This window comes from Acinetobacter sp. FB (assembly GCF_056033405.1).
In genome coordinates this window covers 2,791,452-2,816,877 of the sequence record NZ_CM148502.1, presented here as the reverse complement: position 1 = coordinate 2,816,877, position 25,426 = coordinate 2,791,452, and the positions used below count along the sequence as shown (strand labels likewise).

Genomic DNA, 25,426 nt, shown 5'->3' with positions numbered 1-25,426 from the left:
GATGCAAGACGAAAAATTTTTAAATGATTTAATTCAACAAGTCCAGCAAGGTCGCCAATTTAAATATTTATATTTCTGGGGACATACTCCAAAGCAAAACAATCATGTGGATAAAAGTTGTTTTAGCCAGTGGTTTCCATCGCCATTCAAACAGGAGGGTATTGAATATCTCACGGCGGAACATTATATGATGGCGCAAAAAGCAAAACTCTTTAACGATGATGAGATATTTCAACAGATTTTGAAGGTCACACACCCGAATGAAGCAAAACAGCTCGGTCGGAAAGTACAGTATTATGACGAGCAGTTGTGGCAGGAAAAGCGTTTTGAGATCGTAGTACAGGCAAATTGGGCTAAATTTTCACAGCATCCTGAGCTAAGAGATTTTCTACTTACTACGCATGATCGTATTTTGGTTGAAGCATCGCCCGTTGATAAGATTTGGGGGATTGGTATGGCTCAAGATCACGAGCATATCCAAGACCCGAACCAATGGCAGGGGTTAAACTTACTTGGATTTGCTCTGATGCAGGTTCGGTCTCAATTTCTGGCTCAGTAATATTGAGCCTTTGAGAGGAAGCTATACTCTGTACTATTGTACAGCCCTTATAGTCTGCTCAAACATGCTGATGTTATGACGATACGATTTGATCCAACATCTAAATCTGGTTCTATCAAGATCTATGAATACGACTGAGCGCTTGATGGAAGTTATAGTCCAAAATAATAAGCAACCAGACAAATAATCACGGTTAATATAATCAATTTAATCACGCCAGACGCACCTACTTTATGATGGTGGGACTTATCAATCTGATGTGGAATTTCCATGGTTCGGTCAATGATTTCAGGTTCTTCTGCCGTAAGTCGAGCCGTTTGGTAGTGATTTGCGGTTTTTACAATCAGCTTTGCAAATAAGTCATCAGTTTTTTGTGAAAAATTACGGAGATTAATCTGTTCTTCAGGGCTAATTAACTCACCTGTAGCAGTATAAGGATGCTTTCTTTGTTGTTCTAAATAATTAGTTAATGCTTGTGTGCGATGTAATAATCGATGTGCACAATCCGCTGGATAATCTGTTGGAATCAATGCTAATTGTTTGCTAGAAAGATGTGTAAGATCAGCTTCATAACCATAAAAAGGCAAATCTTGTTGTTCTGGCTCTGGAAAATGTTCAGCATATTTACTATCGAACAGTTCTTTCTCTAAGAAAATGGCAACCTGATTCCAATTTACCTTCTGTAAGTCAGCATCAATTTTTTTAGCGAATTTATCATTCAACTCATAACGCCAAAACACTTCTTGGCGGAGGGTTGTTTGTTGAGATGCTGGTGCATCAAAGGCTTGATCACTGTTATCCCATTCAGCCAGTTCATGGCCACAGATCCATGCGGTTTTTTTATTGCCTTGATGGCTCACAATAAAATGTGCAAAGGGAAGCAGCTCTACGTTGGCATTTGGATTTTGCTCATCATTGAGTACGCTAGATAAATGTAGGCTGAGTTTTTTAACACCTTGTTTTTTTAAGCCTTCAAGCCAAATCTGGAAATGTTGTGCTAACAAGTGTTGAGATAGTAAGTCTCTAAAAATCAGTCGATTTTGATTGAAAATTGGATGTTCAATCCAGCGGCTAAAATTGAGTTCACCTGTAAGAAACTCATTGCCATAAGTCACTAATGTAAGCTGTTGTTTCCAGATTTGATCAAGCGCCATCGTTATTCTTTCTCATTGACGATATCGGTATCTTATACATTTTATTCAATTGTTGAGTAATTTTTCAGAAATTTTAGTTGATCTGCTTAGGTATCTTGTTGTTTTATTTTTTGCGTCTATATTTTCAAAAGTACGCTATTTAAACCGCTGTTTATTTTCATCAAACTGGTAAAAAGCTGATAAACTATAGCGTTTTATTATATTTCTATATTTTGTTGCTTTGAGAGTTACTATGTCACTGGAAGCCCTGACCACTGAAGCGCTTGCTGCCATTGCAGCGGCTCAAGACCTTGCTGCACTCGACCAAGTTCGTGTGCAATTTACAGGGAAGAAAAGCCAGCTCGCAGAGCAGTCGAAAGCGCTTGGAAAAATGGATCCTGAAGAGCGAAAAGTACAAGGTGCTGCGATTCACGCTGTGCGTGAAGCAATCAATACGGCTTTGACTGAGCGTCAACAGACATTACAACAAGCTGAACTTGCAAAAAAATTAGCAAGTGAAACCATTGATATTACTTTACCGGGCCGCGGTCAGCGCATGGGAAGTATTCATCCTGTTACTCAAGTACAAGAGCGTATTTGCCAATTCTTTACTAAAGCAGGTTTCCAAGTTGCTCATGGTCCAGAAGTTGAAGACGATTATCACAACTTTGAAGCCTTAAATATTCCGGGACATCACCCAGCCCGTGCGATGCATGACACTTTCTACTTTGATGCAACGCATTTGCTTCGTACGCATACTTCAGGCGTGCAAATTCGGACCATGGAAACTAGTCAGCCGCCAATTCGTATCGTGTGTCCGGGCCGTGTTTATCGTTGTGACTCGGATCAAACCCATTCGCCAATGTTCCATCAGATCGAAGGTCTGTACGTTGCTGAAAATACCAGCTTTGCTGAGTTAAAAGGTTTATTGATTAACCTACTCAATGAGTTCTTTGAAAAAGATTTAAAAGTACGTTTCCGTCCATCTTACTTCCCATTCACTGAGCCAAGCGCTGAAGTGGATATCATGGATGAACGTGGTCGTTGGTTAGAAGTTTTAGGCTGTGGCATGGTACATCCAAATGTACTGCGTGCTGCAGGAATTGATCCTGATAAATACAAAGGCTTTGCCTTTGGTCTAGGGGTGGAGCGTTTTGCAATGTTGCGTTATGGCATCAATGATTTGCGTATGTTCTACCAAAATGACGTGCGTTTCTTACGCCAATTTGCCTAAACAGTTTTTCAGGATTAAAGAAGGTTTATACAAATGAAAATTAGTGAAAATTGGTTACGCAGCTGGGTGAATCCAGCCATTGATAGCGATACATTGTCTGATCAATTGACCATGTTGGGTTTGGAAGTCGATGAGTTAGCGCCTGTTGCAAAACCGTTTACTGGTGTGGTTGTTGGTGAAGTCCTTACGGTTGAACAACATCCAGATGCAGATCGTTTACGTGTGACCACGATTAATATTGGTTCGGGTGAAGCCTTACAGATTGTCTGTGGTGCGCCAAATGTTCGTGTGGGCATGAAAGCTCCTGTTGCAACGATCGGTGCAGTATTGCCAGGCGATTTCAAAATTAAAAAAGGCAAGCTGCGTGGTGTGGAATCACAAGGTATGCTCTGCGGTGCTTCTGAAATTGATTTAGAAGACAAAATTGATGGTTTGTTAGAGTTGCCTGCTGATGCACCAGTGGGAATGAATATTCGTGAATATTTAAAACTTGATGACAATGTGATTGACATCAGTATCACGCCAAACCGTGGTGACTGCTTTAGTATCCGCGGGATTGCGCGTGAAATCGCGGTGATTAACCAGCTTGAAGTGAATGAGCCAAAGATTCAGGCCATTGCAGCAAATATTGCTGATGAGAAAGCGGTCAACATCAGTACAGAAGGTACGCCACGTTATTTAGGTCGTATCGTTAAAAATGTCAATGTGAAAGCGCCGACACCTGAATGGATGGAACAGGCATTGGCACGCTCAGGCATCCGTACGCATAGTATTTTGGTGGATATTACTAACTATGTGTTGCTTGAATTGGGTCAACCCATGCATGCCTTTGACTTGGCAAAAATTGAAGGTTCGATTCAAGTCCGCCAAGCGCAGTCACAAGAAAAGTTGACGTTACTCAATGATCAAGAAGTTGAATTGCAAGATGACATGATGGTCATTGCAGATGATCAAAAAGTTTTAGCGATTGCGGGAATTATGGGGGGGCTAGATTCATCGGTAACTGATGATACCCAAGACATCTTCCTTGAAAGTGCATTCTTTGCACCTTTAGCGATTGCAGGTCGTGCGCGTCGTTTTGGTTTACATACGGATTCATCACAACGTTATGAACGCGGTGTGGATTTTGAATTGCCAATGATTGCTATGCACCGTGCTTCTGAGCTGATACAAGCCTTTGCTGGTGGTGAGTTTGGTCCAGTGACTGTTGCTGAACAGGCAGAACTGCTTCCAAAGCGCGAAGCAATTGTATTGAAGCAAGCACAAGTTGATCAATTACTCGGTTATGCTGTGGCTGGTGATTTTATTGCCGATGCTTTGATGCGTTTGGGCTGTGTGGTTGAAAGCAAAGCTGAAGGTGAGTGGCGTGTTGTTCCACCATCGCATCGTTATGATATGGCAATCTATCAAGATTTAATTGAAGAAGTTGCCCGTATTCACGGTTATGACAACATTCAAATTAGTTTGCCAAAAATTGATGTAAAACTGGAAAAGTACCAAGACCGTTTTGAAATTGCACAATTACGTCAAACTGCGGTGACATTGGGCTATCAAGAAGCAATTAGCTTTAGCTTTGCCGATGCAAAACTTGAGAAGCAATTAAATCCAGATGTACAGCCACTGATGCTTGCCAATCCTATTTCAAGTGATTTGGCTGCAATGCGTAGTACTTTGTTGTCTAGCTTAATTCCGTGTGTACAGTACAACTTAAACCGTCAACAGCAGCGTGTACGTTTCTTCGAACTCGGTTTGCGTTTTGATTATCAGAATGCGCAAAGCATTCATGATCTAAAACAGATCCCAACTTTGGCATTGATTGCGGTTGGTTCACGTGTACCAGAATCTTGGCATGCAAAACCACAAGCAATGGACTTCTTCGATTTCAAAGGTGAGGTTGAAGAGATTTTAGCTGCCGGTCGTATTGCTGTTGAATTTGTTCGTACTGAACGCGAGTGGTTACATCCAGGTCAGTCAGCTGAAATTTTAGTGAATGGGCAGTCAATTGGTTATCTGGGGCGCTTACATCCATCTTTGGAAAATGAACTAGATTTGGGCATAACTTGGGTGGCTGAACTGGATCAGCAGGCAGTTTTGCAATCTTATGTATCTAATTTTACAGAATTATCACGTTTTCCATCGGTTAGACGTGATATTGCGCTTTTAATCTCTGATAATATTGAGGTAAGAGATATTCAGCGGTTAATTGAGCAGACTGGTGATGAGTTACTCGACTCAACATGGTTGTTCGATGTGTATACGGGGCAAGGGGTTGAACAAGGCAAGCGCTCTTTAGCATTTGCAGTGTTGTGGCAACATCCAGCACGTACGCTTGAAGATGCTGAAATTAAATCTGGTATGGATAACATTATTCAAGTGTTGGAAGACACTTACCAAGCGACATTGAGGGCCTCATGACAGCATTAACAAAAGCAGAGATGGCGGACCATTTAAGTGAGCTTACTAGCTTAAATCGCCGTGAAGCAAAACAGATGGTTGAGTTGTTTTTTGATGAGATCAGCCAAGCATTAATTGCCGGTGAACAAGTCAAACTTTCTGGTTTCGGTAATTTTGAATTGCGTGATAAACGTGAGCGTCCAGGACGCAATCCAAAAACGGGTGAAGAAATTCCGATTTCTGCCCGCCGAGTGGTTACGTTTAGAGCGGGTCAAAAATTTAGACAGCGCGTTGGAAATGAGCAGATCGATTGATCTGCTTTTTTTTTATAGTTATATTTTTATTTGATTAGAAATTTAGGCATAAAAAAAGAGAACCTATAAAGGTTCTCTTTTTGATAATCTAAAAATATTAGATTATTGAGCAGCAGAAGCTGGAGCAGCTTCAGAAGCAGCTGGAGCAGAAGCAGCAGCTTCAGAAGCAGCAGTAGTAGCTTCAGAAGCAGCAGTAGTAGCTTCAGAAGCAGCAGTAGTAGCTTCAGAAGCAGCAGCTACAGCTTCAGAAGCAGCAGCGTTAGCATCAGCAGCAGGAGCTTCTTCTTTCTTAGAGCAACCAACGAAAGCTAAAGTAGTAGCAATAGCAGCAGCAACAGCGAATTTTTTGAATAACATGGCATCACTCTCATAAAATTGTGAGATTAAAAAAAACCTAGAGTTAGTCTGTTTGTGCTTTTATTATTCCTAAACGCTTTAGGTAACAACGCAGGGAGCAGCCTAACTGGTCTGCTGCTATCCTATCAAAGCAGATCATGAATTACTACTGTTCTGTCCAACAAAACGACAAAAATGGGCAGAATTTGGCTATTTTTTGATAGAAAAAAACTATGGAAATTAAAATTAAAATCGGTATTTTATTATTTTTATCATTGAAATTAATTTTAAATTTATTAAAAACAATGGCTTATTGTTTTATTGGGATTTTAAAATAATCTGTAAATATTATGTAAGTTTGTCAACCAAATAAAAAAGGCTACCATAAAGGTAGCCTTTTTTAATGCACTTATCTTATGTAGATGCTTTACGTTTCATTTGATCAAAGAAGTCATCATTAGTTTTAGTTTCTTTCATACGATCTAATAAGAATTCCATTGCAGCAAGTTCATCCATAGGGTGAAGCAATTTGCGTAAAATCCAAACTTTACGTAGATTTTCTTCACTCATTAGGCGCTCTTCACGACGAGTTCCAGATTTTTTGATATTCATTGCAGGGAATACACGTTTCTCTGCAATACGGCGATCAAGCGTAATTTCTTGGTTACCTGTGCCTTTAAATTCTTCGTAAATCACGTCATCCATTTTACTGCCGGTTTCGATCAAAGCAGTTGAAATTATGGTTAGAGAACCACCTTCTTCGATGTTACGTGCAGCACCGAAGAAACGTTTAGGGCGTTCTAATGCGTGAGCATCGACACCACCGGTTAATACCTTACCTGATGATGGAATCACCGTGTTGTAGGCACGCGCAAGACGAGTAATTGAGTCAAGTAAAATCACAACGTCTTTTTTATGCTCAACTAAACGTTTTGCTTTCTCAATCACCATTTCTGCAACCTGGACATGGCGAGCAGGTGCTTCATCAAATGTTGATGCCACAACTTCACCGCGAACAGTACGTTCCATTTCTGTAACTTCTTCAGGACGTTCGTCAATCAAAAGTACGATTAAGAACACTTCGGGATTATTACGCACAATTGATTGAGCAATGTTTTGTAATAGCATTGTTTTACCTGCTTTAGGCGGTGCAACAATAATAGAACGTTGACCTTTACCAATCGGAGCAACCAAATCGACCACACGAGCTGTGAGATCTTCAGTTGTACCGTTGCCCAATTCCATAATCAGTTGTTCTGTTGGAAAGAGAGGGGTTAAGTTCTCAAATAAAATTTTATTACGCGAGTTCTCAGGGGTGTCATAGTTAATTTGATTAACTTTTAGTAATGCAAAGTAACGTTCGCCTTCTTTTGGTGGGCGAATAGTACCTGTAATGGTATCGCCTGTGCGTAAGTTAAAACGGCGAATTTGGGATGGGCTCACATAGATATCATCTGGTCCTGCTAAATATGAACCAGCAGCAGAGCGTAAAAAGCCAAAACCATCTGAAAGAATTTCGAGAACACCATCACCAAAAATTTCTTCGCCATTCATGGCATGGCGTTTTAAAATGGCAAAAATAATATCTTGTTTACGGTTACGTGCCATGCCTTCAAGGCCCATAAACTCCGCAATTTTAATGAGTTCGCCAATGGGTTTTTTCTTGAGTTCAGTTAAGTTCATAAGTGGTCAGACAGAATGGAATAAGTGGAGGAGTGTTTGGAAAGAATAAAAAATCGACCGCATACATACATGCTGATGTAATTGTATAGTTACACAACCACAATTCAGTAGTCTGGTTCATTGTTTCAGAGAGAAATGTGAAAACAATTATTATTGCCGAGCGGCGATCTTATGTTTGTGTCTTGTAAGAAACGCGATGAAGTAGATTCCATTCAAAGCTTCTTGATCCAAGAATATAAGCGAAACTAAGAAATTTGTCAATTTTTACTGAGAAATACGTCGCTTAATTTAGACGTATTTCTCTTAATTTATACGGTCAAAATCTCATTAGATATTTTGATCAATAAATGCTGCAAGTTTAGAACGAGGCGCTGCACCGACTTGTTGAGCAACAACTTCACCATTTTTAAACATTAATAATGCTGGAATGTTACGAATGTTGTACTTCACAGCAGTGTCTTCACATGCAGTCACGTCAACTTTAACGATTTTGATTTTTCCTGCATATTCATTTGAAAGGTCTTCTAGCACTGGTGCAATGGCTTTACATGGCGCACACCAGCCAGCCCAGAAGTCAACAAGTACAGGAGTTTCAGCATCTAAAACATCTGCTTGGAAGTTTTCATCAGTTGTATTAACAATAGTCGCAGACATAAGGTTACTCCAAATTTAATAAATAAAGTGCAAATTCGTTCATCATCAGCATGAATATTACATTGCTACTTTACTCAATGTAAGGGTTTGTTCTGATTATTCAAGTTTCAAAATGAAAAGTCTAATGGATGCTCACGATGTTGATTATCGGCTTCTACAATCATTTATAGCTTAAAAGCGAAAATACGCACCTATTATTGCTTAAAATGACTTTAAAATTATTGGCGTGTGAATTACTCTAATGCGTGAATTGAGCATAGGTTTATATGAATAATGTCTGATTTTCTGATTGATGAAGAATTACTTGCTGCAATTGATATGGGGTCGAATAGTTTCCACTTGGCGATTGCTCGTGTTGATCACGGTGAAGTGAAAAAAGTTGCTTCAATGTCAGAAAAAGTACAATTAGCAGCCGGGTTGGATGAAAATAAAAATTTAACTGAAGCTGCGCAACAGCGTGGACTTGCGTGTTTGGCTCGTTTTGTAGGTCGTTTAAGCTCTGTTCAAGCAAATCGTCTAAGAATTGTGGCGACGAATGCTTTAAGACAAGCAAAAAATGGTCATGAATTTATTCAAAAAGCAGCTGAAATTTTACCAAAACCAATTGAAATTATTGCTGGACGTGAAGAAGCGCGTCTAATTTATTTAGGCGTTTCACACACGATGGCTAATGGTGGTCGACGTTTAGTGATTGATATTGGTGGTGGTTCAACAGAATTTATTATCGGCGAAGAATTTGAGCCACTGCATACTGAATCTTTGCAAATGGGTTGCGTCGCTTACAGTAAAGCTTATTTTGCTGATGGTGAGATTTCAAGCAAGGCTTTTGATAAAGCTGTTGTCGCAGCGCGTAAAGAACTCTCTGCGATTGCAAATACCTATAAAGCAGAAGGTTGGGATACTGTTGTTGGCTCAAGTGGAACAATCAAAGCTTGTCGTCAAATTACTGTAAATCTTGGTTTGAGTGATGAACAAGAAAATTTAACTCGTGAAGGCTTATATAAATTAAAAGATCGTTTGCTCAAATTTAAACATATTTCTGAAATTGATTTTGAAGGTCTACGTGAAGATCGACGAGCAGTTTTGCCAGCAGGTCTTGCGATTTTATATGCCATTTTTGAAGTTTTAGAGCTTGATAAATTGGCATATTCTGATGGTGCTTTACGTGAAGGCGTGATGTATGACTTACTTGGTCGCTTCAAGCATGAAGATATTCGTGACAGAAGTGTGCAAGCCTTAATGGGACGTTATAATGCTGATCCAAAGCAAGCGGAACGTGTCGTAAATACAGCACAACAGCTATTTGATGGTGTGGCGGATGCTTTAAATTTAACGACTGAAGACAGTGACTTACTGCGTCGTGCGGCCTATTTGCATGAAATCGGCTTAGCAATTAGCCATGGTGGATACCATCGTCATGGCGCATATTTATTACAGCACTCCGATATTCCCGGTTTTTCACAAATTGATCAAAATCATCTCTCGCATTTAGTTTCACATCATCGTCGTAAGTTACGGGCTGATGCAAAAAATGACGTTCTAAAAGTTGGTGGTAGTCATTTATTGTATCTCTGCTTACTGCTTCGTCTCGCTGTTTTGCTGAACCATAGTCGTAGTGATCAGATGCTTCCTGCCATTGAACTGAGCGTTGGAAATGATCAACAATGGCAACTCAGCGTTTCTGGTGATGCTAAACAATGGCCTTTATTGGTTGCAGACTTGCATGATGAGCAAGTGCAATTTAAACATTGGGACATTGAGTTAAATATTCAGTCAGACAATTTTGTTGATTAACAATATATCCTTGTTAGGGATTATCTACGACTTATGAAAAATAAAGCGACTCAGTCCAAGGCTTGGGCTACGGTTCAAATTGCACGACATCCTGAACGTCCGCAATTTCTAGATTATGTCAGTGAAATCTTTACTGAATTTGATGCTCTTCATGGTGACCGTTTATATGGTGACGATGGTGCTATGATTGGCGGTTTAGCTCGTTTCGATGGGCAGCCAGTGATGGTGGTTGGTCAACATCGTGGTCGCAGTACGCGTGAAAAATTACAACATAACTTCGGTATGTGTAATCCAGAAGGTTATCGTAAATCACAGCGTTTACTTGATATGGCTGAACGTTTTAATCTTCCAGTATTTACTTTTGTCGATACCATGGGAGCTTATCCTGGTGTAGGTGCCGAAGAGCGTGGTCAAGCAGAAGCGATTGCAACAAGTTTAGCGCAGCTTTCTAGTTTAAAAGTACCTGTGATTGCGACTGTACTTGGTGAAGGCGGTTCTGGCGGGGCACTGGGTATTGGTGTCGCTGACCGCGTGATTATGCTATCGCATAGTATTTACTCAGTCATTTCACCTGAAGGCTGTGCTTCGATTTTATGGAAAACTGCAGATAAAGCTGCTCAAGCCAGTGAAGCGCTCGCATTAACTGCCGACAAGCTGAAAGCTTTAGGTATTGTTGAGTATGTGGTGGATGAGGGTGAAGGTGCACACTTACAACCTGAAAAAGTCATGCATGATTTGAAAGATGTGTTAAAACTAGCCTTAAATGAATTGCAACTGATGGATGCACAAGAACGATGCGATGCACGTTATCAACGTTTAATGAAGTTTGGCAGCAGCAATTTAGGCATCGCGTCTTAGCACAAACTCAGCATTTTTCTGAACAAACTCAATTCTTAATTGGGTGCAGCGGCGGCATGGATTCCATGCTGTTGTTGTATCTGATGTCTGAACTTCTCCCCACCCGAACTCGTGCGATATATATTGATCATCAACTTCAATCGATGAGTGAAGAATGGGGCAATTTAGTACAAAAGCACGCTGATGCGCTAAAGATTCCTTGTGTTTTGCAAAAAGTCTCCGTCGAGTCAGGTAATCTAGAGCAACAAGCACGAAATGCGCGCTATCAAGCTTATTGTAGACATTTAACTGAGAATGACATTTTAGTACTCGGGCATCATCAGCAGGATCAAGCGGAAACGCTGTTATTACGATTATTCTCTGGTGCAGGTGTCAATGGTTTGGCAGCGATGCAGCAAATTGATGTTCGGCAAGATATGATCATTTGGCGACCATTTTTAGATATGAGTCGTGAGCAAATTGAGCAATGGTCACAGCAACTGGGTTTTGATTATGTGACTGATCTCACCAATTACGATACGCACTATGATCGGGCATGGTGTCGAGAAGAGTTATGGGGTGTCTTACAAAAACGCTTCCCTAAAATGCAGTTAGCTGTGTCACGAACGAGTTATCTGATGCAAGATGCGGCAGAAATTTTAGATGATGTGCTGCAAAGTGATTGGAAATTATGTGCAACTGAGAATGAGCTGGATTTAACTTGTTTGTTGGAATTATCGGATGCACGACAACGTCAATTACTGTCCGCTTGGGTAAAAGGTAAGGATCAATATCGTCCAAGCTACGATATGGTACAACGCTTACAACAAGAGGTTATTCTAGCAAAGCCAGATGCTCAGGCAATTTTACATATCAATCAACACTATTTTGTTCGCTATCAGAAAAAATTATATCGTTTAACTCACAACCAATTATATGCAGAAAAACAATCTACCATTCTGCCTGCATTATTAGAGCGATATGAGATGGGTGAAACGATCAAAGTTGCGGCTGGAACGTTTAAAATCGAATCTCAAGCGATTGGGTTTTCATCCCAGCTTTTAGGGCGAGAGTTAAAGCTGCTGAAACGCCTAGGAGGGGAAAAAATTCATCTCTATGGTCGAGTTGGACATTGGCCACTGAAAAAAGCCATTCAAGATGCACAGATTTTACCTTGGTTACGTCATACAATTCAAATATTGGTCGTAGATAATGTTATGCTTGGGGTTTTTAGCCCAAAGGGTTTTTGGTTGGCGCAATCTGATTATTTAGAGCAGGGCGGTTGGCAACCAAGTTTAATTTCTGACTGCAATGACTTTTTTCAGCAGTCTTTTTCATATGATGAGTAGGACATGGCGACAACATTGAATCAAAATATTTGTTTTATTGGTGGTGGTAACATGGCGCAAGCCTTGATTGGTGGGCTGCTTTCTCGTGGTTTACCGACGACCCGCATTACCGTTTCTGATCCAGTTGAACAAATTCGTCACATATTAGAAGAAAAAGGAATTCAAACCACAGTCGATAATGTCGAAGCAGTTAAACACGCTGATGTGGTGGTGTTAGCAGTAAAACCACAAGTTTTGGCAACGGTATTACAACCATTAAAAAATTTATTGTCAGATAAACTCGTGATTTCAATTATTGCAGGTGCTGAAATTCAAACGATTTCAGATTTAATTGGCGGTAGTCAGCGTATTGTTCGTGTCATGCCAAACACGCCAGCATTGGTACAAACGGGTGCGCATGGTATTTATGCATCTGAAGCAGTAAATGCTCAAGATCGTGAATTAACCAGTCAAATTTTGGCTGCGACAGGTTTAACCATTTGGGTAGACAATGAAGCGCAAATTGATGCAGTAACAGCAGTCTCTGGTTCTGGTCCAGCCTATTTCTTTTACTTGATGGAAAGTATGATTCGTGCAGGTAAAAACTTGGGCTTAGATGAGAAAGTCGCGACGGCATTGACTTTGCAAACAGCGTTGGGTGCGGCACAAATGGCGATTACCAGCTCAAATTCTCCAACAGAATTACGTAAAAATGTGACTTCTCCAAATGGTACAACGCAAGCAGCTTTAGAAGTGTTTGATCGTGCACAGATTTCACAAAATATTCAAGCAGCGCTTGCAGCAGCTCAGAAGCGTAGCCAAGAGCTTGCACAAGAGTTGAGTGACAAGACTAAATCGGTTTAAGTAGGATAAGACAATTATGGGTGCAAGTTCTGCGCTAATTTTTGGTGTTTTGATCAATGTTGCAATTTTATTGGTCTTTTTCCGTTTTTTAATGCAATTAGCGGCAGTCAGTCCATACAATCCAGTGGTCCTTTCAACCGTGAAAGCGACCAAGATTGTGGATGTTTTTAGCCGTATTTTTCCCACTCTAGGCAAGGGGCGTGTCAATTTAGCCGCAGTTGCTTTGTTGGTGGTATTGTACTTACTGAAAATTTTTGGGTTGATGTATTTGTCAGGACAAATGCCACATAGTGCGGTGTATCTTGTGATCACGACATTTGTGACGATGATCCAGGATTTAATTCGTTTCTGTCGTTATTTGATTTTTGCAACAATCATTTTGAGTTGGGTGGTGATGTTTACCCAGTCACGGTCACCTTATATTGAAGTGATTCAGGAGCTTGCAGAACCTTTACTTGCCCCATTTCGTCGTCTGTTACCGAATATGGGGATGATTGATTTATCTCCAATTTTGGCTTTCTTAGCTTTATATATTGCTGAGATATTAATGAATGAAGCAGCTAAAGTTCTTTTAACAGGTCTTTAATCTGCTTTAAATAAAAAAAAAGGATTGTGTTACACAATCCTTTTTTTATGGCTCACGTATTAGTGAGCAGCGTCCCAGTTAAGACCTTGCCCAACTTCAACCACAAATGGTACTGAAATTTCTAATACCGATTGCATCACTTCAGCAATTTGTTTTGAAAGTTCATCTGCAATAGCGACATCTGCTTCAAATACCAATTCATCGTGAACTTGTAATAACAGCTTAGCCTGATCTTTTGGTAGGACTTTATCAACTGCAATCATGGCGAGTTTAATGATATCAGCAGCACTTCCTTGCAATGGTGCATTGATTGCTGCGCGTTCGGCTGCCTGTTTGATCATTTTATTGGTTGCCATAATGTCTGGTGTATACAGACGACGACCTAAAATGGTTTCAACAAAGCCTTGTTCACGTGCAATCTGACGGGTACGTTCCATATAGTCGAGTACGCCCGGATAGCGTTGGAAATAGCGTGCAATATAGCTACGAGATTCTTCGCGTGTAAAGCCCAGTTGACGAGTAAGCCCAAACTCAGACATTCCATAGAGTAAACCAAAGTTAACGGCTTTGGCTTGTCGACGTTGATCATTAGTGACATCTTCAATCGCAATTCCCAAGACTTCTGATGCTGTACGACGGTGTACATCTTGGCCTTGTTGGAAAGCATGAACTAAAGCATCATCTTGCGAAAAATGTGCCATTAAGCGTAGCTCAATTTGTGAATAATCGGCTGCGAGTAATACACGACCTTCAGGCGCAATAAATGCTTTACGAATCTGACGGCCAATTGGTGTACGAATTGGAATATTTTGCAAATTTGGATCAGTGGAAGATAAACGCCCAGTTGCCGTGAGTGCTTGGTGATAACTGGTATGTACACGATGCGTTGCGTCATGTGATTGCTCGATCAAGCGATCAGTATAAGTATTTTTGAGTTTTGCTAATCCACGATGTTCTAAAATAACTTCAGCTAGAGGATGTTCGATTTTCTCTAAAATACTTTCACTGGTACTGTATTGACCCGTGGCAGTTTTCTTACCACCTTTAAGTCCAAGCTTATCAAATAGGACTTCACCCACTTGTTTAGGTGATGCGATATTAAATGCTTCACCTGCTAATTCAGTTGCTTGGTTTTCTAAAGTTTGAATCGTTTCAGAGAACTCAACACTGAGTTGATCCAAAAATTGATGATCCAGTTTAATTCCATCTTCTTCCATACCTGTAAGCACACGTGCTACAGGCATTTCAATGTTATGTAGAATATGAACAAGCTCAGGATGGCTTTGAAGTTTTGCTTTTAATACTTCATAAAGACGATAAGTGACATGTGCATCTTCAGCAGCATAATGTGCCGCTATTTCTAATTCAATCTGATTAAAGGTTTTTTGCTTTACGCCTTTACCTGCGATTTGTTCAAAAGTGGTGGTCAAATGGCTGAGATAAACACGAGCTACATCATCCATCCCATGACGAGTTGCCGCTGCATTGAGTACATACGAGGCAAGCATGGTATCGAAATACCAGCCTTGAATCGTGATACCGTGATTAGCAAAAATATGCGCATCATATTTTAAGTGATGACCAATTTTCTTGATTTGCTCATTTTCTAAAATTGGTTTGATCTGAGCTAATAATGTTTCACGGTTGAGTTGAACAGGCGCACCTTCATAGTCATGTGCAACAGGTATATAGTAAGCATCATGAGCATCGAATGCGATTGAGAAGCCGACTAACTCAGCAACACGATAATCTAGATTAGTAGTTTCAGTATCAATTGCAAAATGATCAGCATGCTGCATACGTTGAAATAAAGCATCCCAAGCATCTTGCGTTAGTACCGTGTGATAGGTTGCAGTTCCGAGTTGATCATCTTGACTGGAAAGGTTGGCATGATCCTCAGTGACCACTTGCTCAACTTTCTGTTCGGCTTTGACAATACTTTGAGATGTTTGTTGATAAGCTGAATTATTTGGATTGTTGGGATGGTCTAAAGATTGTAATTGGTTACGGAATTCTAGTTCTGTATAGAGGTCACGTAATTGATCTACATTTGGATTGCTTAGTTTTAAATCATGCCAATCTAAAGCTAAATCTAGATCACAGACAATACTGGCCAGTTGATGGTCAATCTTAATATTCTCTAAATTGTCTTTAATATTTTGGCTGATTTTGCCTTTCAGTTGATCAACATTGGCAATAATATTATTTAATGAACCATATTCTGTCAGTAGTTTTGCGGCAGTTTTTGCGCCTACACCTGGCACTCCCATAATACCGTCAGAAGCATCTCCCATTAGGGTGAGATAATCAATAATTTGATGTGGATGTACCCCAAATTTTTCTAATACCCCAGCTTCATCTAACACACGTTCTTTAAAACTATCTTCGAGTTTAACGTGTTCATTAACCAATTGTGCCATGTCTTTGTCACCTGTTGAGATCAAGACATGATGACCTTCAGCCAATGCACGTTTAGTGAGTGTACCAATAATATCATCGGCTTCCGCACCTGGAAGACTATACAGAGGAATTCCTTGAGCTTTGATCAGTGCATGTAGATAGGGAATTTGTTGAGATAACTCCTCAGGCATGCTTGGACGATCACCTTTATAAATGGGTGATAATTTGTGGCGGAAAGTTGGTTCTGGTGTATCAAAAATCACAGCCATATGAGTAGGCTGAGTACGACGCATTAACTTTTGAATTGCTGAAATTGCGCCACGGATTGCGTTGGTGTGTAAACCTGTAGAGGTTGTTAATGGCGGTAAAGCGTGAAAAGCACGAAATAAAAAATAAGACCCGTCAACCAAGACAAAAGGTGGCATTATGCAAATCCTTATTATGAACTAAATGGCATTTTACGTGAAAAAGTAGTGGCTGTCCTTGTTGTCTTGTAGAGCAGTGGCAAACTGTGTCGCGTTAAATAATTGCAGTATTTTGTATGTAAAAATGGCTGCTTATCAAGTGATCAAGTAAGATAACTTAAATGAAGCTGTCATAATTGATCTAAGTCTATGTATAAAAAAAATAAACAGGGAATTATTATCGTTTTAGTTGCTTTGACTGTGCTGCTTGCTTGTGCAATTGCATTTCAATGGCATGGAGCGATTGTTGCTGCAACAATTGGATTAACTGTTGTTATTGTGCACGTTATTTCAGAAATTCATCAGCGCTTACGCCAGCTAGAGCAGGTCGCGCCAAGTTTTTTTGCACAATCAGCGAATATAAATGGGCAAAAAATTATCATTTATGCTGCGGCACTCGTGGCACTTTTTGCTTACGCCAATACGTGGATGTGGTTAGCTGGCGGTGCATTATTGGTATTAATGCTATGTTTAATCCAAACGATCAGTGCATTTCAAACTCGACTGACTCATTTAGAACAATATGCAAATGTAGAGACTGACATAGAGGCTTTAGCTCAGCAAAAGATCAACGCCCAAAATATTGAACGGTATCTTGATGAAGCCAAGAAGAGAGAAACTCAGACACCAGTTTTTGAACAACATCCTGCGTGGATGAAAGCTGATTATCAGGCGATACCAAATCAAAATAGTCAGTCACCTGTTGATTTTGAGCATCAAGCAACAACTCAAACAGTATCATGGTGGCAACCTGCACTTGATTGGATGATGCATGGCAATCCCATTTTACGCGTTGCAGTTGCAATATTAATGGTTGGCGTGGTGTTACTGTTACGCTTTGCTAGCGAGCATTGGCAATTAAGCTTGGGGGTGAAACTCAGTTTTATTGCTTTTGCTGGTGTTATCACGACCATAGCAGGTTATTTACTACAAAAGAAAAACCAATTATTTGCTGTAGCTTTACAAGGCGTGGGTTTGGCAGTCGTTTTTTTGACCTTGATTTTCTCTCATCACTTCGCCGTGATTGCTAGCTTAAGTACAGCGAGTATTTTATTTGTAATTCTATTATTAGCGACGGTCTATCTCAGTTTAAAACAGCAAGCCTTGTATTTAGCGATGTTAGCTTTGAGCATGGCATATCTTGCACCACTGGTGATTCCACAAAATCATCCTGATGTGATTTTCTTATTTGGCTATTACTTTTTAATTAATTTAGCTGTTGCTGCGGTTAATTTTATTCAGCCGTGGAAAATTTTGCATCAAATTGCATTTTTTGCCACCATGTTTATAGGTTGTGCAACAATTGGGATATATGCAAAAACATATCAGTTTGACACCTTAGATATTATCTTATGGCTGCATATTGCTTTATTCATTTGGTTAAGTATTCGCTATAGCCAACTAATGTTACGGACACAAACTCAAGATACAAGTATCGATCAGACAGTTCCTCAAAGTCGTCAACGTCTACAGCCTATCTTAGATGTTGGGCTTATTTTTAGTGTTCCTGTACTTGGTTTTTCCCTGCATGCATATTTAATGCATAACTCGACTCAAGCATTAACTTGGGGAGCTGTTGCATTAGCCATTGTGTACATCACATTAAATCTATGGATTAAACGTCGGCATCCACAATTATCTATCTTGGCAAAAAGTTTCTTTATTCTTGCAGTGGTTTTTACTGCATTAATTTTCCCATTGGCTAAAGGGGCACATTGGACTTCAACGGGTTGGGTGATTCAAGGAACAGCATTAATTGTCTGGGGAGTAACTGAACGTTATCGTTTAAGTCGTTATGTGGGTGTTGTATTGGTGCTGTTAAGTTCAGTGGCACTTATTTTCCAAGTTTGGTCAAATGACCACTTTCCGATACTCAGTACAGTCATCTATGCAATCGCTCAGTTTATTTCAGCTTACTATTTATTAAATTATCAACAAGTTGAAAAATATTTTAGTGCTCGAATGCTCAGTGGAATTTTTTTAGCATTGGGCATGTATGCAGGAGCGATTGCAGGCGTTGAATTGATGCAGTGGCAACAACATGGACTGAGCCCATATTTAGCAATAGCAGTTTTATTTTTGGCTTCGTTTAGTCTAGTCGTTCACTTTACATCAAGATTACAGTGGGACAATGTACAGCTGATCTTATTGGGGAGTTTATTATTTCTGCTTTATGGTGAAAGTTTTGCAGAGAATGTGTATGTTCTGTTGCATTGGTCGAGTAAGTTAAATCAAGTCAGCTTTGCGGTTGCTTCGGTCGTATTGGCTCTAATGCTAATCACTTTGAAGAGTATTACTTCAAAGGAAAGTCTTATTATATGGTCAAGCTTATTGTGGTTAAGTTTGGCGAGTATTGGTTTGTCGATTTTCCCAATGATGCCATTAATCGGATTAGCGATCATTCCAGTGTTGTATGGAATATTTTTAATAATCACTAAAAATACACAGCTTATACAACAAATACCTGTGCTTAGTTTAAGCCTAGTTTGGTTAATCCTGATTAGTTTAGATATACATTCTGCTGAACAATATTATTTCTTACCTTTATTAAATCTTACTGATCTTTTCTCGTTATTGATCTTCATCGGACTGATCTGGATAGTCTATCGATACAAGCTGAGTGATGAGCATTCAATAGAATGGGGCTTTAAAGTCACCACTATTTTAGTTGGCTTATTGGTTTTGAGTAGTATTGTTGTGCGTGCGATGCATCATTATCTTGGGACACCACTATGGGGTATCGAGATTTGGTCGAATGGTGATGTACAACTGAGCCTAACTTTATTATGGGTGATTTTGGCCTTTATTTTGATGACGTTTTCCAGTCGCCGCCATATTCGACAAATCTGGTTTGTTGGAGCTGCATTATTGGCAATTGTCGTCGCTAAATTATTGCTGCTTGATCTATCGCAAAGTGGCACATTGACTCGTGTCATTTCATTTATTGGGTCAGGTGCAATCATGCTTGTGATTGCATATCTTGCACCGTTACCACCAGCAATTTCTGATACTCAGAAAGAGAGTTAATTATCTCTCTTTCTCTGCTGTTTTCAGTTCTTTTTGATTTGCATATTGATCAACCTCATCATCTTCTAATGGTAAAGGGCGATCAATTAAACCCATTTTAGGTACAGGAATCTCAATTTGATTTTCTAAGAAACCATTGCGTACACGTTCTTGCATTTCGTCGCGAACTTTCAATGCATTTTCCTGTCGACACCATACGGCAAAGAGAAGTTCAATCGATGACTCCCTAAATGCTGTTACAGTAACGGTTGCTTTCGGATCATCCATGACCAAAGGATATTTAGCAGCAACATCTAAAAGTACTTGTCGTACTTTGATAATGTCTTCATGAAAATTAATCGCCAATGTAATTGGAATACGCCGTATTGGATATTTTGATAAATTCATGACGGGTGTTCGAATCAATTGTTCGTTTGGGAGACGAATATACACATTATCCAGTGTCAGCAATTTAACTGAGAGGAGGTCAATTGAAATGACTTGTCCTTCAATAGTTTGTCCGCGAATTAAGGTAATCTGAATCGTATCACCAACTTCAAATGAACCTTCTCCGATCAAAAATAAACCACTGATCAAGTTGGTTGCTGATGTCTGTGATGCAAAACCTAAAGCAACGGTCAGAATCCCTGCCGCACCCAAGAACACGCTGAGTTTAAATCCAGCTTCTCTTAAGCTGGTCATAATAAATAACAGGAAAATAAAATAAAAAATCCCTCGACGCCATAGTAAGCGTTGATGGGCATTAAAACGACTTCCAATTGTACGAATGAAGGCATTCGATACCAGTCTTGCGATTACAAAACCAATAAACGCTAAAATAATCGCAACAACGATTTCGCTTAAACGTTCGAAGTTAATATTGGTGAAAATACTGGCGAGACTGCTAGCAACATCCTTTGGAATATTCGAATCAGGCATAGCAACCTCTTAAAAGAATGAATCAAACATATTGAATAATGTACTTCCAGGCGCACGAGGAGGATGTACATAGATAACCTCACCCGCTTGAGTTGGGGTTTTATTCTCAATCCGAATACGTGCTGGATGATCCGTACCTTCATAATAGACTTTGATTTGTGAAGTCCATAAACGACCTGTACTTTCACTATAGAAAAGGGGAAGAGCAGGAACAGGAACATTCATACGATCAAAACGTAATTGATGTTGGCTAGTATTGTGGAATTCAATTGGAGTGACTGCACGAAAAGCACGTGGTTTTAACAGATTTAAATCAGTACGACCATCTACAGAGGTCGCGTAACAAATCTCTCCGTGCTGAGGATCTTTACCGAACCATGTGTCTTTCGGTTGGATCACAGGAATATCAAATAGAGGTTCAGTGAGTCCATCCACCAAACCTGCAATCCACAGTGGGGTACTAATATATAAAGTTCCACGTTGTCCCGCAGGAATATAAATCGGATCAACGGGTTTAATCACCACAGAGCGATCTGCTAAACGGGGCATTAAATGAAACGTACCATGGGTGTTATGGAACATATAACGTTCAATTTTTGCAGGTTGTGGCATTGCAAAAATCGTGTCATTCAAGACATGCCATTGCTGTTCGTAATCATGTTGAGATTGAGGGCGATGATATTCCAAGCGCCATTCTTTAATGCCACGTGTCAGACGAAATAATAATGAACCAAATTGCCAAGCTTTGGCTTGTTGAATTTCAAATTGTTGTTCGCCCCACCATTTCAATTCGTTGGCATGTGGAGCTTGATATTGATTATTTTGAGACAAGATGCAAAATTCCTGTGTGAGTATGCTAAACAGACTTCACGCTGTAATCTGCTTAGAGTACACTCACTGTTTTCTTTTATCATTATTTGTGTGATGCAAATACTTAAACAAATACAAATTCCTTATAGTTTTGCTAAACGACATGGCGTTTTATTACGTTATGAAGGCGATCAAATTTTTATTGTGCGACGGAAGGACACCGCGCGTATTGCTTTGCAGGAAGCACGTCGAATTTTGGGGAAATCGGCTCACGATCAGTTGTGTACTGATCAAGAGTTCCATGCTCTATTGAGTTCGAGTTATGCAGGGGATACAGGTGAGTCACAACAAGTGGCTGCGGGTCTAGAAGATCATCCAGATTTATTAAGTTTGGCAGACCAAGTGCCTGAAGCTGAAGACTTGATGGATCAAGAGGATGATGCACCAATTGTTCGCCTAATTAATGCCTTATTGTCTGAAGCGATTCGTGTCAGCGCATCTGATATTCATATTGAAGCTTTTGAGAAAAAACTTTCGGTACGTTTACGTGTCGATGGTCAACTGCGTGAAATTGTACAGCCACGCCGTGAACTTGCGCCATTATTGGTATCACGTATTAAAGTCATGGCGAAACTGGATATTGCTGAAAAGCGTGTTCCACAAGATGGACGTATTTCATTACGTTTAGCGGGACGTGAAGTGGATGTACGTGTATCGACTTTACCGTCTTCTCATGGTGAGCGAGTGGTCATGCGTTTACTAGACAAGCAAGCTGGGCGTTTAAATATGACTCATCTTGGTTTAATGAAAAATGACTATGAGCGTTTAACGCAATTGGTACATCGACCACATGGCATTATTTTAGTTACAGGTCCTACAGGTTCGGGTAAAACCACAACTTTATATGCTGCATTGTCTGATCTTAATGACAATACGCGTAATATTTTGACTGCTGAAGATCCGATTGAATATCAATTGGAAGGGATTGGTCAAACGCAGGTCAGTACTAAAGTCGATATGACCTTTGCACGTGCATTAAAAGCGATGCTACGCCAAGATCCAGATGTGGTGATGGTGGGTGAGATTCGTGATCTTGAAACTGCTGAAATTGCGGTACAAGCATCTTTAACAGGGCACTTGGTGTTATCAACGCTGCATACCAATACAGCAATTGGTGCGGTAACACGTTTAAAAGATATGGGGATCGAACCATTCTTGTTGGCAAGTTCTTTGATAGGTGTTATTGCGCAACGTCTTGTTCGGACCTTGTGTCCACATTGTGTGACTTGGCGAAAAGCAGATGATTTTGAGCGACAAGTGTTCCAACATCTCAAAGTTGATGAATATATGCAGTTGCCTGAACCGCATGGTTGTGAAAAATGTTCACATGTTGGCTTTAGCGGACGAACTGCAATTTATGAAATTGTCCCAGTAGATGAGTCGATGCGCCGTTTGATTCATGGTAATGCAGCTGAGTTTGAGTTGGAAAATCATGCGCGTCGCCATGCTGCTTCAATTCGTGATGATGGTTTATTGAAAGTGTTAGCTGGAAAAACCACATTAGAAGAAGTATTGCGTGTGACGAATGAAGCTGCGGAAGTGTAAAGATGATATAAGTAAACAAAACAGCATGGATCACCATGCTGTTTTTCTTTATAAAATCTGAAATCATTATTCAGTGGTTACGATATTAAAATTCACATCAATATTGCCACGAGTTGCATTTGAATATGGACAAACAATGTGTGCAGCGGCAACCAGTTGTTCAGCTTCAGCTTGTTCCATACCTATCAAATAGACATTTAAAGTGACTTCGATACCAAAGCCATTTGGAATTGGACCAATTCCCACTTCACCTTCAACATAAGCATCTTTCGTAATTTTGAATTTATCTCGATTTGCAACAAATTTCATTGCACCTAAGAAACATGCTGAATAACCCGCCGCAAAGAGCTGCTCAGGATTGGTCACCTCACCACCAGCACCGCCCATTTCTTTTGGCACACCTAATTTTACATCTAAGACACCGTCTGATGAAGTTGCACGACCATCACGACCACCTGTAGCTTTTACTTTTGCACGATAAACGACTTGTTCTAAAGACATGATTTTTATTCCTGAATAAATATTGTGTACAATTAAATCGTACACGATATATCTGGAAATGCAAGCTATCGATTTGTAAACTTAGGTTCTATTGCGTGAGGTGGTGACGTAATGTCGCAAGCTGATCTTTAAGCTCTGTAAGTGATGTGGTTGAACAGGCCGCTGCTTCTGAAATTTTGGATGGAATATCGACTGCTTGTAATTTTAAAGTATTACCTTGTGGCGTAAGAGAAATAATAACCTGTCTTTCATCTTCGACTGAGCGTTTGCGTGAAATTAGCTGTGAGGCTTCAAGTTTTTTTAATAATGGAGTGAGTGTGGAAGATTCTAAGAATAATCTTTCACCGATCTCAGAAACACTGAGTTGATCCCTTTCCCAAAGCACTAACATTACCAGATATTGAGGGTAAGTTAATCCGAGAGGAGAGAGCAATAGACGGTAGACTTGATTTAAGGCAAGGTTGGTTGAGTAAATCAGAAAACAAAGCTGATTATCTAATAGTAATTGCTTATGTTCATCACCCATGCGCTTCTCAAACAGTATATTCATTTGATCAGTATATCGTGATCTGCTTATGATTAGTTATGCAGATTTCACATCAATAATTACCAAAGCTCAGTAATCTTCTTCATTAAACGTGCTCTGTAGCGAGCTGTTGGATTATTGGGGTTATTAAGCGCTTCTTGTTCATAAAATTGTTGCCAAGCAATAATCATTTCTAAAGTTGCACCTTTTTGTTTGATAATAAGCACGTCTTCTCGCTGGATATTATCTAATCTTTGTCTCGCACCTTCAGCACCCGTTCCCCAACCAATCACCCATTGTCCAAAAGAATTTAATGATAAATTTTGCGGTGTAGATAAGACACTTTGTGGACTGGTATTGGTTTCAACTATGGCTGCATGGAGTTGTGCAATTGCCCCTATAAAAAATAAAAAAATTACTTTAAACATAAATCAAACTTAATACGAATTAATTGAAGATATTACATCACGTATAGAATACGACCACTTGATCTTGTTCTACCATGATAAATAAAGCCTATTAAATCATGATCCTACAAAACATACATTTATGAAAATTGACTATAACAGTCAAAGTGATGCTATATGAGGATAAATTGAACAAAAGTATGCTTAGATAAAACGATTATTTTTAATAATTGATAAGTTTGCGATGCTGCATCAATGGCATTGCTAGTCGAATATCATTTTGTTCTGCTAGGTCAAATGAAGATGTAATTAAACCATGTCCTTCGGCCGTAATCATTTCTAATAGTTGCCCTCGGCTATTTGTAATTCCTGCATGACCCCAAGTTTGACGCTGTTCACCATGCCAGCCTTGCTGAGCTGCACCAAGCACATAACATTGGCTATCCATTGCACGTGCTTGTAATAGTAATTGCCAGTGAAGTTGCCCTGTGGTGTAAGTAAATGCAGCAGGCGCGGTTAGGATATTTGCGCCTTGTTGGCGTAGAATCAAAGCAAGTTCTGGAAAGCGTAAATCGTAACATACCATCAGTCCAATATTACCAAACGGTGTTTTGGCAACTACCACTTGATCGCCAGGTTCAAAGAACTTTGATTCTTGATAGCCACCTACAGCATCACTGACCTGAACGTCAAATAAATGGATTTTGTCATAACGCGCTTCAGTTCTTTCAGGGCTAATGCATAAACTGACGGTTCGAACTCGACCATCATCAATGATTGAACCATCAGGACGAAATGGGCAAGGGAGGGTACCTGCAATAATCCAGATTTGATAACGATGAGCCAATTGTTCCAAACGTTGTTGGATGCTCTCGAATTGTGCTGCTGTCTCGCGTTGTTTCCCTGCTGCAAAACAAACAAAATTTTCTGGGAAAACAATAAGCTCAGCAGCTTGAGCCTTACTTTGTTGGATTAATGACTCAATGACGATGAAATTTACTTCAATGTCATTTTGAGAGTTCATTTGTGCAACAGAAAGTAAGGTCATACAA

22 protein-coding genes are annotated in these 25,426 nt (G+C 39.9%); 11 read left to right on the top strand and 11 right to left on the bottom strand.

Annotated features, from left to right (window positions below; all coding sequences use genetic code 11):
• Position 1 precedes the first annotated feature (1 nt).
• Complete coding sequence (locus tag AC0JIQ_RS13375; RefSeq protein WP_474203270.1) at positions 2 to 559, top strand: NADAR family protein; 558 nt, start codon at positions 2 to 4, stop codon at positions 557 to 559.
• A gap of 152 nt (positions 560 to 711) precedes the next feature.
• Here AC0JIQ_RS13375 and AC0JIQ_RS13370 read toward each other — a convergent pair whose 3' ends face one another.
• Complete coding sequence (locus AC0JIQ_RS13370; protein ID WP_474201941.1) at positions 712 to 1,713, bottom strand: hypothetical protein; 1,002 nt, start codon at positions 1,711 to 1,713, stop codon at positions 712 to 714.
• 232 nt (positions 1,714 to 1,945) lie between these two features.
• Here AC0JIQ_RS13370 and pheS point away from each other — a divergent pair, with 232 nt between their 5' ends.
• The 3 genes from pheS to AC0JIQ_RS13355 are packed head-to-tail and all read left to right on the top strand — an operon-like array spanning position 1,946 to position 5,634.
• Positions 1,946 to 2,926, top strand: coding sequence for a phenylalanine--tRNA ligase subunit alpha (gene pheS, locus AC0JIQ_RS13365; RefSeq protein WP_005239606.1), 981 nt, complete (start codon positions 1,946 to 1,948; stop codon positions 2,924 to 2,926).
• 33 nt (positions 2,927 to 2,959) lie between these two features.
• Positions 2,960 to 5,341 (top strand): phenylalanine--tRNA ligase subunit beta, encoded by a 2,382-nt coding sequence (gene pheT / locus AC0JIQ_RS13360; RefSeq protein WP_474201940.1) that lies wholly within the window; start codon positions 2,960 to 2,962, stop codon positions 5,339 to 5,341.
• Positions 5,338 to 5,634 (top strand): integration host factor subunit alpha, encoded by a 297-nt coding sequence (locus tag AC0JIQ_RS13355; protein ID WP_004664224.1) that lies wholly within the window; start codon positions 5,338 to 5,340, stop codon positions 5,632 to 5,634. The genes pheT and AC0JIQ_RS13355 overlap by 4 nt, the downstream gene beginning before the upstream one ends.
• Positions 5,635 to 5,736: 102 nt before the next feature.
• Here the strand turns inward: AC0JIQ_RS13355 and AC0JIQ_RS13350 are convergent, their stop codons facing one another.
• From AC0JIQ_RS13350 to trxA, 3 genes are all read right to left on the bottom strand, one after another.
• Positions 5,737 to 5,991: a hypothetical protein gene (locus AC0JIQ_RS13350; RefSeq protein WP_005214563.1), complete on the bottom strand. Its 255-nt coding sequence runs from the start codon at positions 5,989 to 5,991 to the stop codon at positions 5,737 to 5,739.
• Between the two features lie 393 nt (positions 5,992 to 6,384).
• On the bottom strand, positions 6,385 to 7,653 hold the full coding sequence (gene rho / locus AC0JIQ_RS13345; RefSeq protein WP_004664227.1) for a transcription termination factor Rho: 1,269 nt from the start codon (positions 7,651 to 7,653) through the stop codon (positions 6,385 to 6,387).
• 327 nt (positions 7,654 to 7,980) lie between these two features.
• On the bottom strand, positions 7,981 to 8,307 hold the full coding sequence (gene trxA, locus AC0JIQ_RS13340) for a thioredoxin (RefSeq protein WP_474201939.1): 327 nt from the start codon (positions 8,305 to 8,307) through the stop codon (positions 7,981 to 7,983).
• Between the two features lie 273 nt (positions 8,308 to 8,580).
• Between trxA and ppx the strand changes: the two genes are divergently transcribed.
• From ppx to AC0JIQ_RS13315, 5 genes are read left to right on the top strand one after another with little or no spacing between them, the layout of a single operon-like run.
• Positions 8,581 to 10,101 (top strand): exopolyphosphatase, encoded by a 1,521-nt coding sequence (ppx, locus tag AC0JIQ_RS13335; protein ID WP_005214561.1) that lies wholly within the window; start codon positions 8,581 to 8,583, stop codon positions 10,099 to 10,101.
• 33 nt (positions 10,102 to 10,134) lie between these two features.
• Positions 10,135 to 10,959, top strand: a complete 825-nt coding sequence (locus AC0JIQ_RS13330; protein WP_474201938.1) for an acetyl-CoA carboxylase carboxyltransferase subunit alpha — start codon at positions 10,135 to 10,137, stop codon at positions 10,957 to 10,959.
• Positions 10,896 to 12,287, top strand: a complete 1,392-nt coding sequence (gene tilS / locus AC0JIQ_RS13325) for a tRNA lysidine(34) synthetase TilS (protein ID WP_474201937.1) — start codon at positions 10,896 to 10,898, stop codon at positions 12,285 to 12,287. Before AC0JIQ_RS13330 ends, tilS begins: the two co-directional genes overlap by 64 nt.
• A gap of 3 nt (positions 12,288 to 12,290) precedes the next feature.
• Complete coding sequence (gene proC, locus AC0JIQ_RS13320; protein ID WP_474201936.1) at positions 12,291 to 13,130, top strand: pyrroline-5-carboxylate reductase; 840 nt, start codon at positions 12,291 to 12,293, stop codon at positions 13,128 to 13,130.
• A 16-nt stretch (positions 13,131 to 13,146) separates the two neighbouring features.
• Entirely contained in the window at positions 13,147 to 13,716 is a 570-nt protein-coding gene (locus tag AC0JIQ_RS13315) for a YggT family protein (RefSeq protein ID WP_004664238.1), read from the top strand.
• Between the two features lie 59 nt (positions 13,717 to 13,775).
• Here the strand turns inward: AC0JIQ_RS13315 and polA are convergent, their stop codons facing one another.
• A complete protein-coding gene (gene polA / locus AC0JIQ_RS13310; RefSeq protein WP_474201935.1) occupies positions 13,776 to 16,541 on the bottom strand; it encodes a DNA polymerase I in 2,766 nt (921 codons plus the stop codon).
• A gap of 189 nt (positions 16,542 to 16,730) precedes the next feature.
• Between polA and AC0JIQ_RS13305 the strand changes: the two genes are divergently transcribed.
• Positions 16,731 to 19,607 (top strand): DUF2339 domain-containing protein, encoded by a 2,877-nt coding sequence (locus tag AC0JIQ_RS13305; RefSeq protein WP_474201934.1) that lies wholly within the window; start codon positions 16,731 to 16,733, stop codon positions 19,605 to 19,607.
• On the opposite strand, the gene AC0JIQ_RS13300 is transcribed toward AC0JIQ_RS13305, so the two are convergent.
• Positions 19,608 to 20,525 carry a mechanosensitive ion channel family protein gene (locus tag AC0JIQ_RS13300; RefSeq protein ID WP_474201933.1) on the bottom strand — a complete coding sequence of 306 codons (918 nt, stop codon included), beginning with the start codon at positions 20,523 to 20,525 and terminating at the stop codon, positions 19,608 to 19,610.
• 9 nt (positions 20,526 to 20,534) lie between these two features.
• The gene (locus AC0JIQ_RS13295) at positions 20,535 to 21,356 is read right to left on the bottom strand and encodes a hypothetical protein (RefSeq protein ID WP_474201932.1); all 822 of its coding nucleotides are present in this window, start codon (positions 21,354 to 21,356) and stop codon (positions 20,535 to 20,537) included.
• A 93-nt stretch (positions 21,357 to 21,449) separates the two neighbouring features.
• On the opposite strand from AC0JIQ_RS13295, the gene gspE reads away from it, so the two are divergent.
• Entirely contained in the window at positions 21,450 to 22,940 is a 1,491-nt protein-coding gene (gene gspE, locus AC0JIQ_RS13290) for a type II secretion system ATPase GspE (protein ID WP_474201931.1), read from the top strand.
• A 66-nt stretch (positions 22,941 to 23,006) separates the two neighbouring features.
• On the opposite strand, the gene AC0JIQ_RS13285 is transcribed toward gspE, so the two are convergent.
• The 4 genes from AC0JIQ_RS13285 to AC0JIQ_RS13270 all read right to left on the bottom strand — a co-directional run bounded on the left by AC0JIQ_RS13285 (position 23,007) and on the right by AC0JIQ_RS13270 (position 25,422).
• A complete protein-coding gene (locus tag AC0JIQ_RS13285; protein ID WP_474201930.1) occupies positions 23,007 to 23,441 on the bottom strand; it encodes an organic hydroperoxide resistance protein in 435 nt (144 codons plus the stop codon).
• Between the two features lie 88 nt (positions 23,442 to 23,529).
• The gene (locus tag AC0JIQ_RS13280) at positions 23,530 to 23,967 is read right to left on the bottom strand and encodes a MarR family winged helix-turn-helix transcriptional regulator (RefSeq protein ID WP_474203269.1); all 438 of its coding nucleotides are present in this window, start codon (positions 23,965 to 23,967) and stop codon (positions 23,530 to 23,532) included.
• Between the two features lie 80 nt (positions 23,968 to 24,047).
• Positions 24,048 to 24,395 (bottom strand): DUF4951 domain-containing protein, encoded by a 348-nt coding sequence (locus tag AC0JIQ_RS13275; protein ID WP_474201929.1) that lies wholly within the window; start codon positions 24,393 to 24,395, stop codon positions 24,048 to 24,050.
• A 202-nt stretch (positions 24,396 to 24,597) separates the two neighbouring features.
• Positions 24,598 to 25,422, bottom strand: a complete 825-nt coding sequence (locus AC0JIQ_RS13270) for a carbon-nitrogen hydrolase family protein (RefSeq protein ID WP_474201928.1) — start codon at positions 25,420 to 25,422, stop codon at positions 24,598 to 24,600.
• Between the last annotated feature and the right edge of the window lie 4 nt (positions 25,423 to 25,426).

Coding starts and splice junctions, on each gene's coding strand:
- AC0JIQ_RS13300 (WP_474201933.1), bottom strand. CDS start 20,525: ATGCCTGATTCGAATATTCCAAAGGATGTTGCTAGCAGTCTCGCCAGT.
- AC0JIQ_RS13305 (WP_474201934.1), top strand. CDS start 16,731: ATGTATAAAAAAAATAAACAGGGAATTATTATCGTTTTAGTTGCTTTG.
- AC0JIQ_RS13280 (WP_474203269.1), bottom strand. CDS start 23,967: ATGGGTGATGAACATAAGCAATTACTATTAGATAATCAGCTTTGTTTT.
- AC0JIQ_RS13275 (WP_474201929.1), bottom strand. CDS start 24,395: ATGTTTAAAGTAATTTTTTTATTTTTTATAGGGGCAATTGCACAACTC.
- trxA (WP_474201939.1), bottom strand. CDS start 8,307: ATGTCTGCGACTATTGTTAATACAACTGATGAAAACTTCCAAGCAGAT.
- pheT (WP_474201940.1), top strand. CDS start 2,960: ATGAAAATTAGTGAAAATTGGTTACGCAGCTGGGTGAATCCAGCCATT.
- ppx (WP_005214561.1), top strand. CDS start 8,581: ATGTCTGATTTTCTGATTGATGAAGAATTACTTGCTGCAATTGATATG.
- AC0JIQ_RS13285 (WP_474201930.1), bottom strand. CDS start 23,441: ATGTCTTTAGAACAAGTCGTTTATCGTGCAAAAGTAAAAGCTACAGGT.
- proC (WP_474201936.1), top strand. CDS start 12,291: ATGGCGACAACATTGAATCAAAATATTTGTTTTATTGGTGGTGGTAAC.
- AC0JIQ_RS13350 (WP_005214563.1), bottom strand. CDS start 5,991: ATGTTATTCAAAAAATTCGCTGTTGCTGCTGCTATTGCTACTACTTTA.
- polA (WP_474201935.1), bottom strand. CDS start 16,541: ATGCCACCTTTTGTCTTGGTTGACGGGTCTTATTTTTTATTTCGTGCT.
- gspE (WP_474201931.1), top strand. CDS start 21,450: ATGCAAATACTTAAACAAATACAAATTCCTTATAGTTTTGCTAAACGA.
- AC0JIQ_RS13375 (WP_474203270.1), top strand. CDS start 2: ATGCAAGACGAAAAATTTTTAAATGATTTAATTCAACAAGTCCAGCAA.
- AC0JIQ_RS13370 (WP_474201941.1), bottom strand. CDS start 1,713: ATGGCGCTTGATCAAATCTGGAAACAACAGCTTACATTAGTGACTTAT.
- AC0JIQ_RS13330 (WP_474201938.1), top strand. CDS start 10,135: ATGAAAAATAAAGCGACTCAGTCCAAGGCTTGGGCTACGGTTCAAATT.
- tilS (WP_474201937.1), top strand. CDS start 10,896: ATGCGATGCACGTTATCAACGTTTAATGAAGTTTGGCAGCAGCAATTT.
- AC0JIQ_RS13355 (WP_004664224.1), top strand. CDS start 5,338: ATGACAGCATTAACAAAAGCAGAGATGGCGGACCATTTAAGTGAGCTT.
- AC0JIQ_RS13270 (WP_474201928.1), bottom strand. CDS start 25,422: ATGACCTTACTTTCTGTTGCACAAATGAACTCTCAAAATGACATTGAA.
- rho (WP_004664227.1), bottom strand. CDS start 7,653: ATGAACTTAACTGAACTCAAGAAAAAACCCATTGGCGAACTCATTAAA.
- pheS (WP_005239606.1), top strand. CDS start 1,946: ATGTCACTGGAAGCCCTGACCACTGAAGCGCTTGCTGCCATTGCAGCG.
- AC0JIQ_RS13315 (WP_004664238.1), top strand. CDS start 13,147: ATGGGTGCAAGTTCTGCGCTAATTTTTGGTGTTTTGATCAATGTTGCA.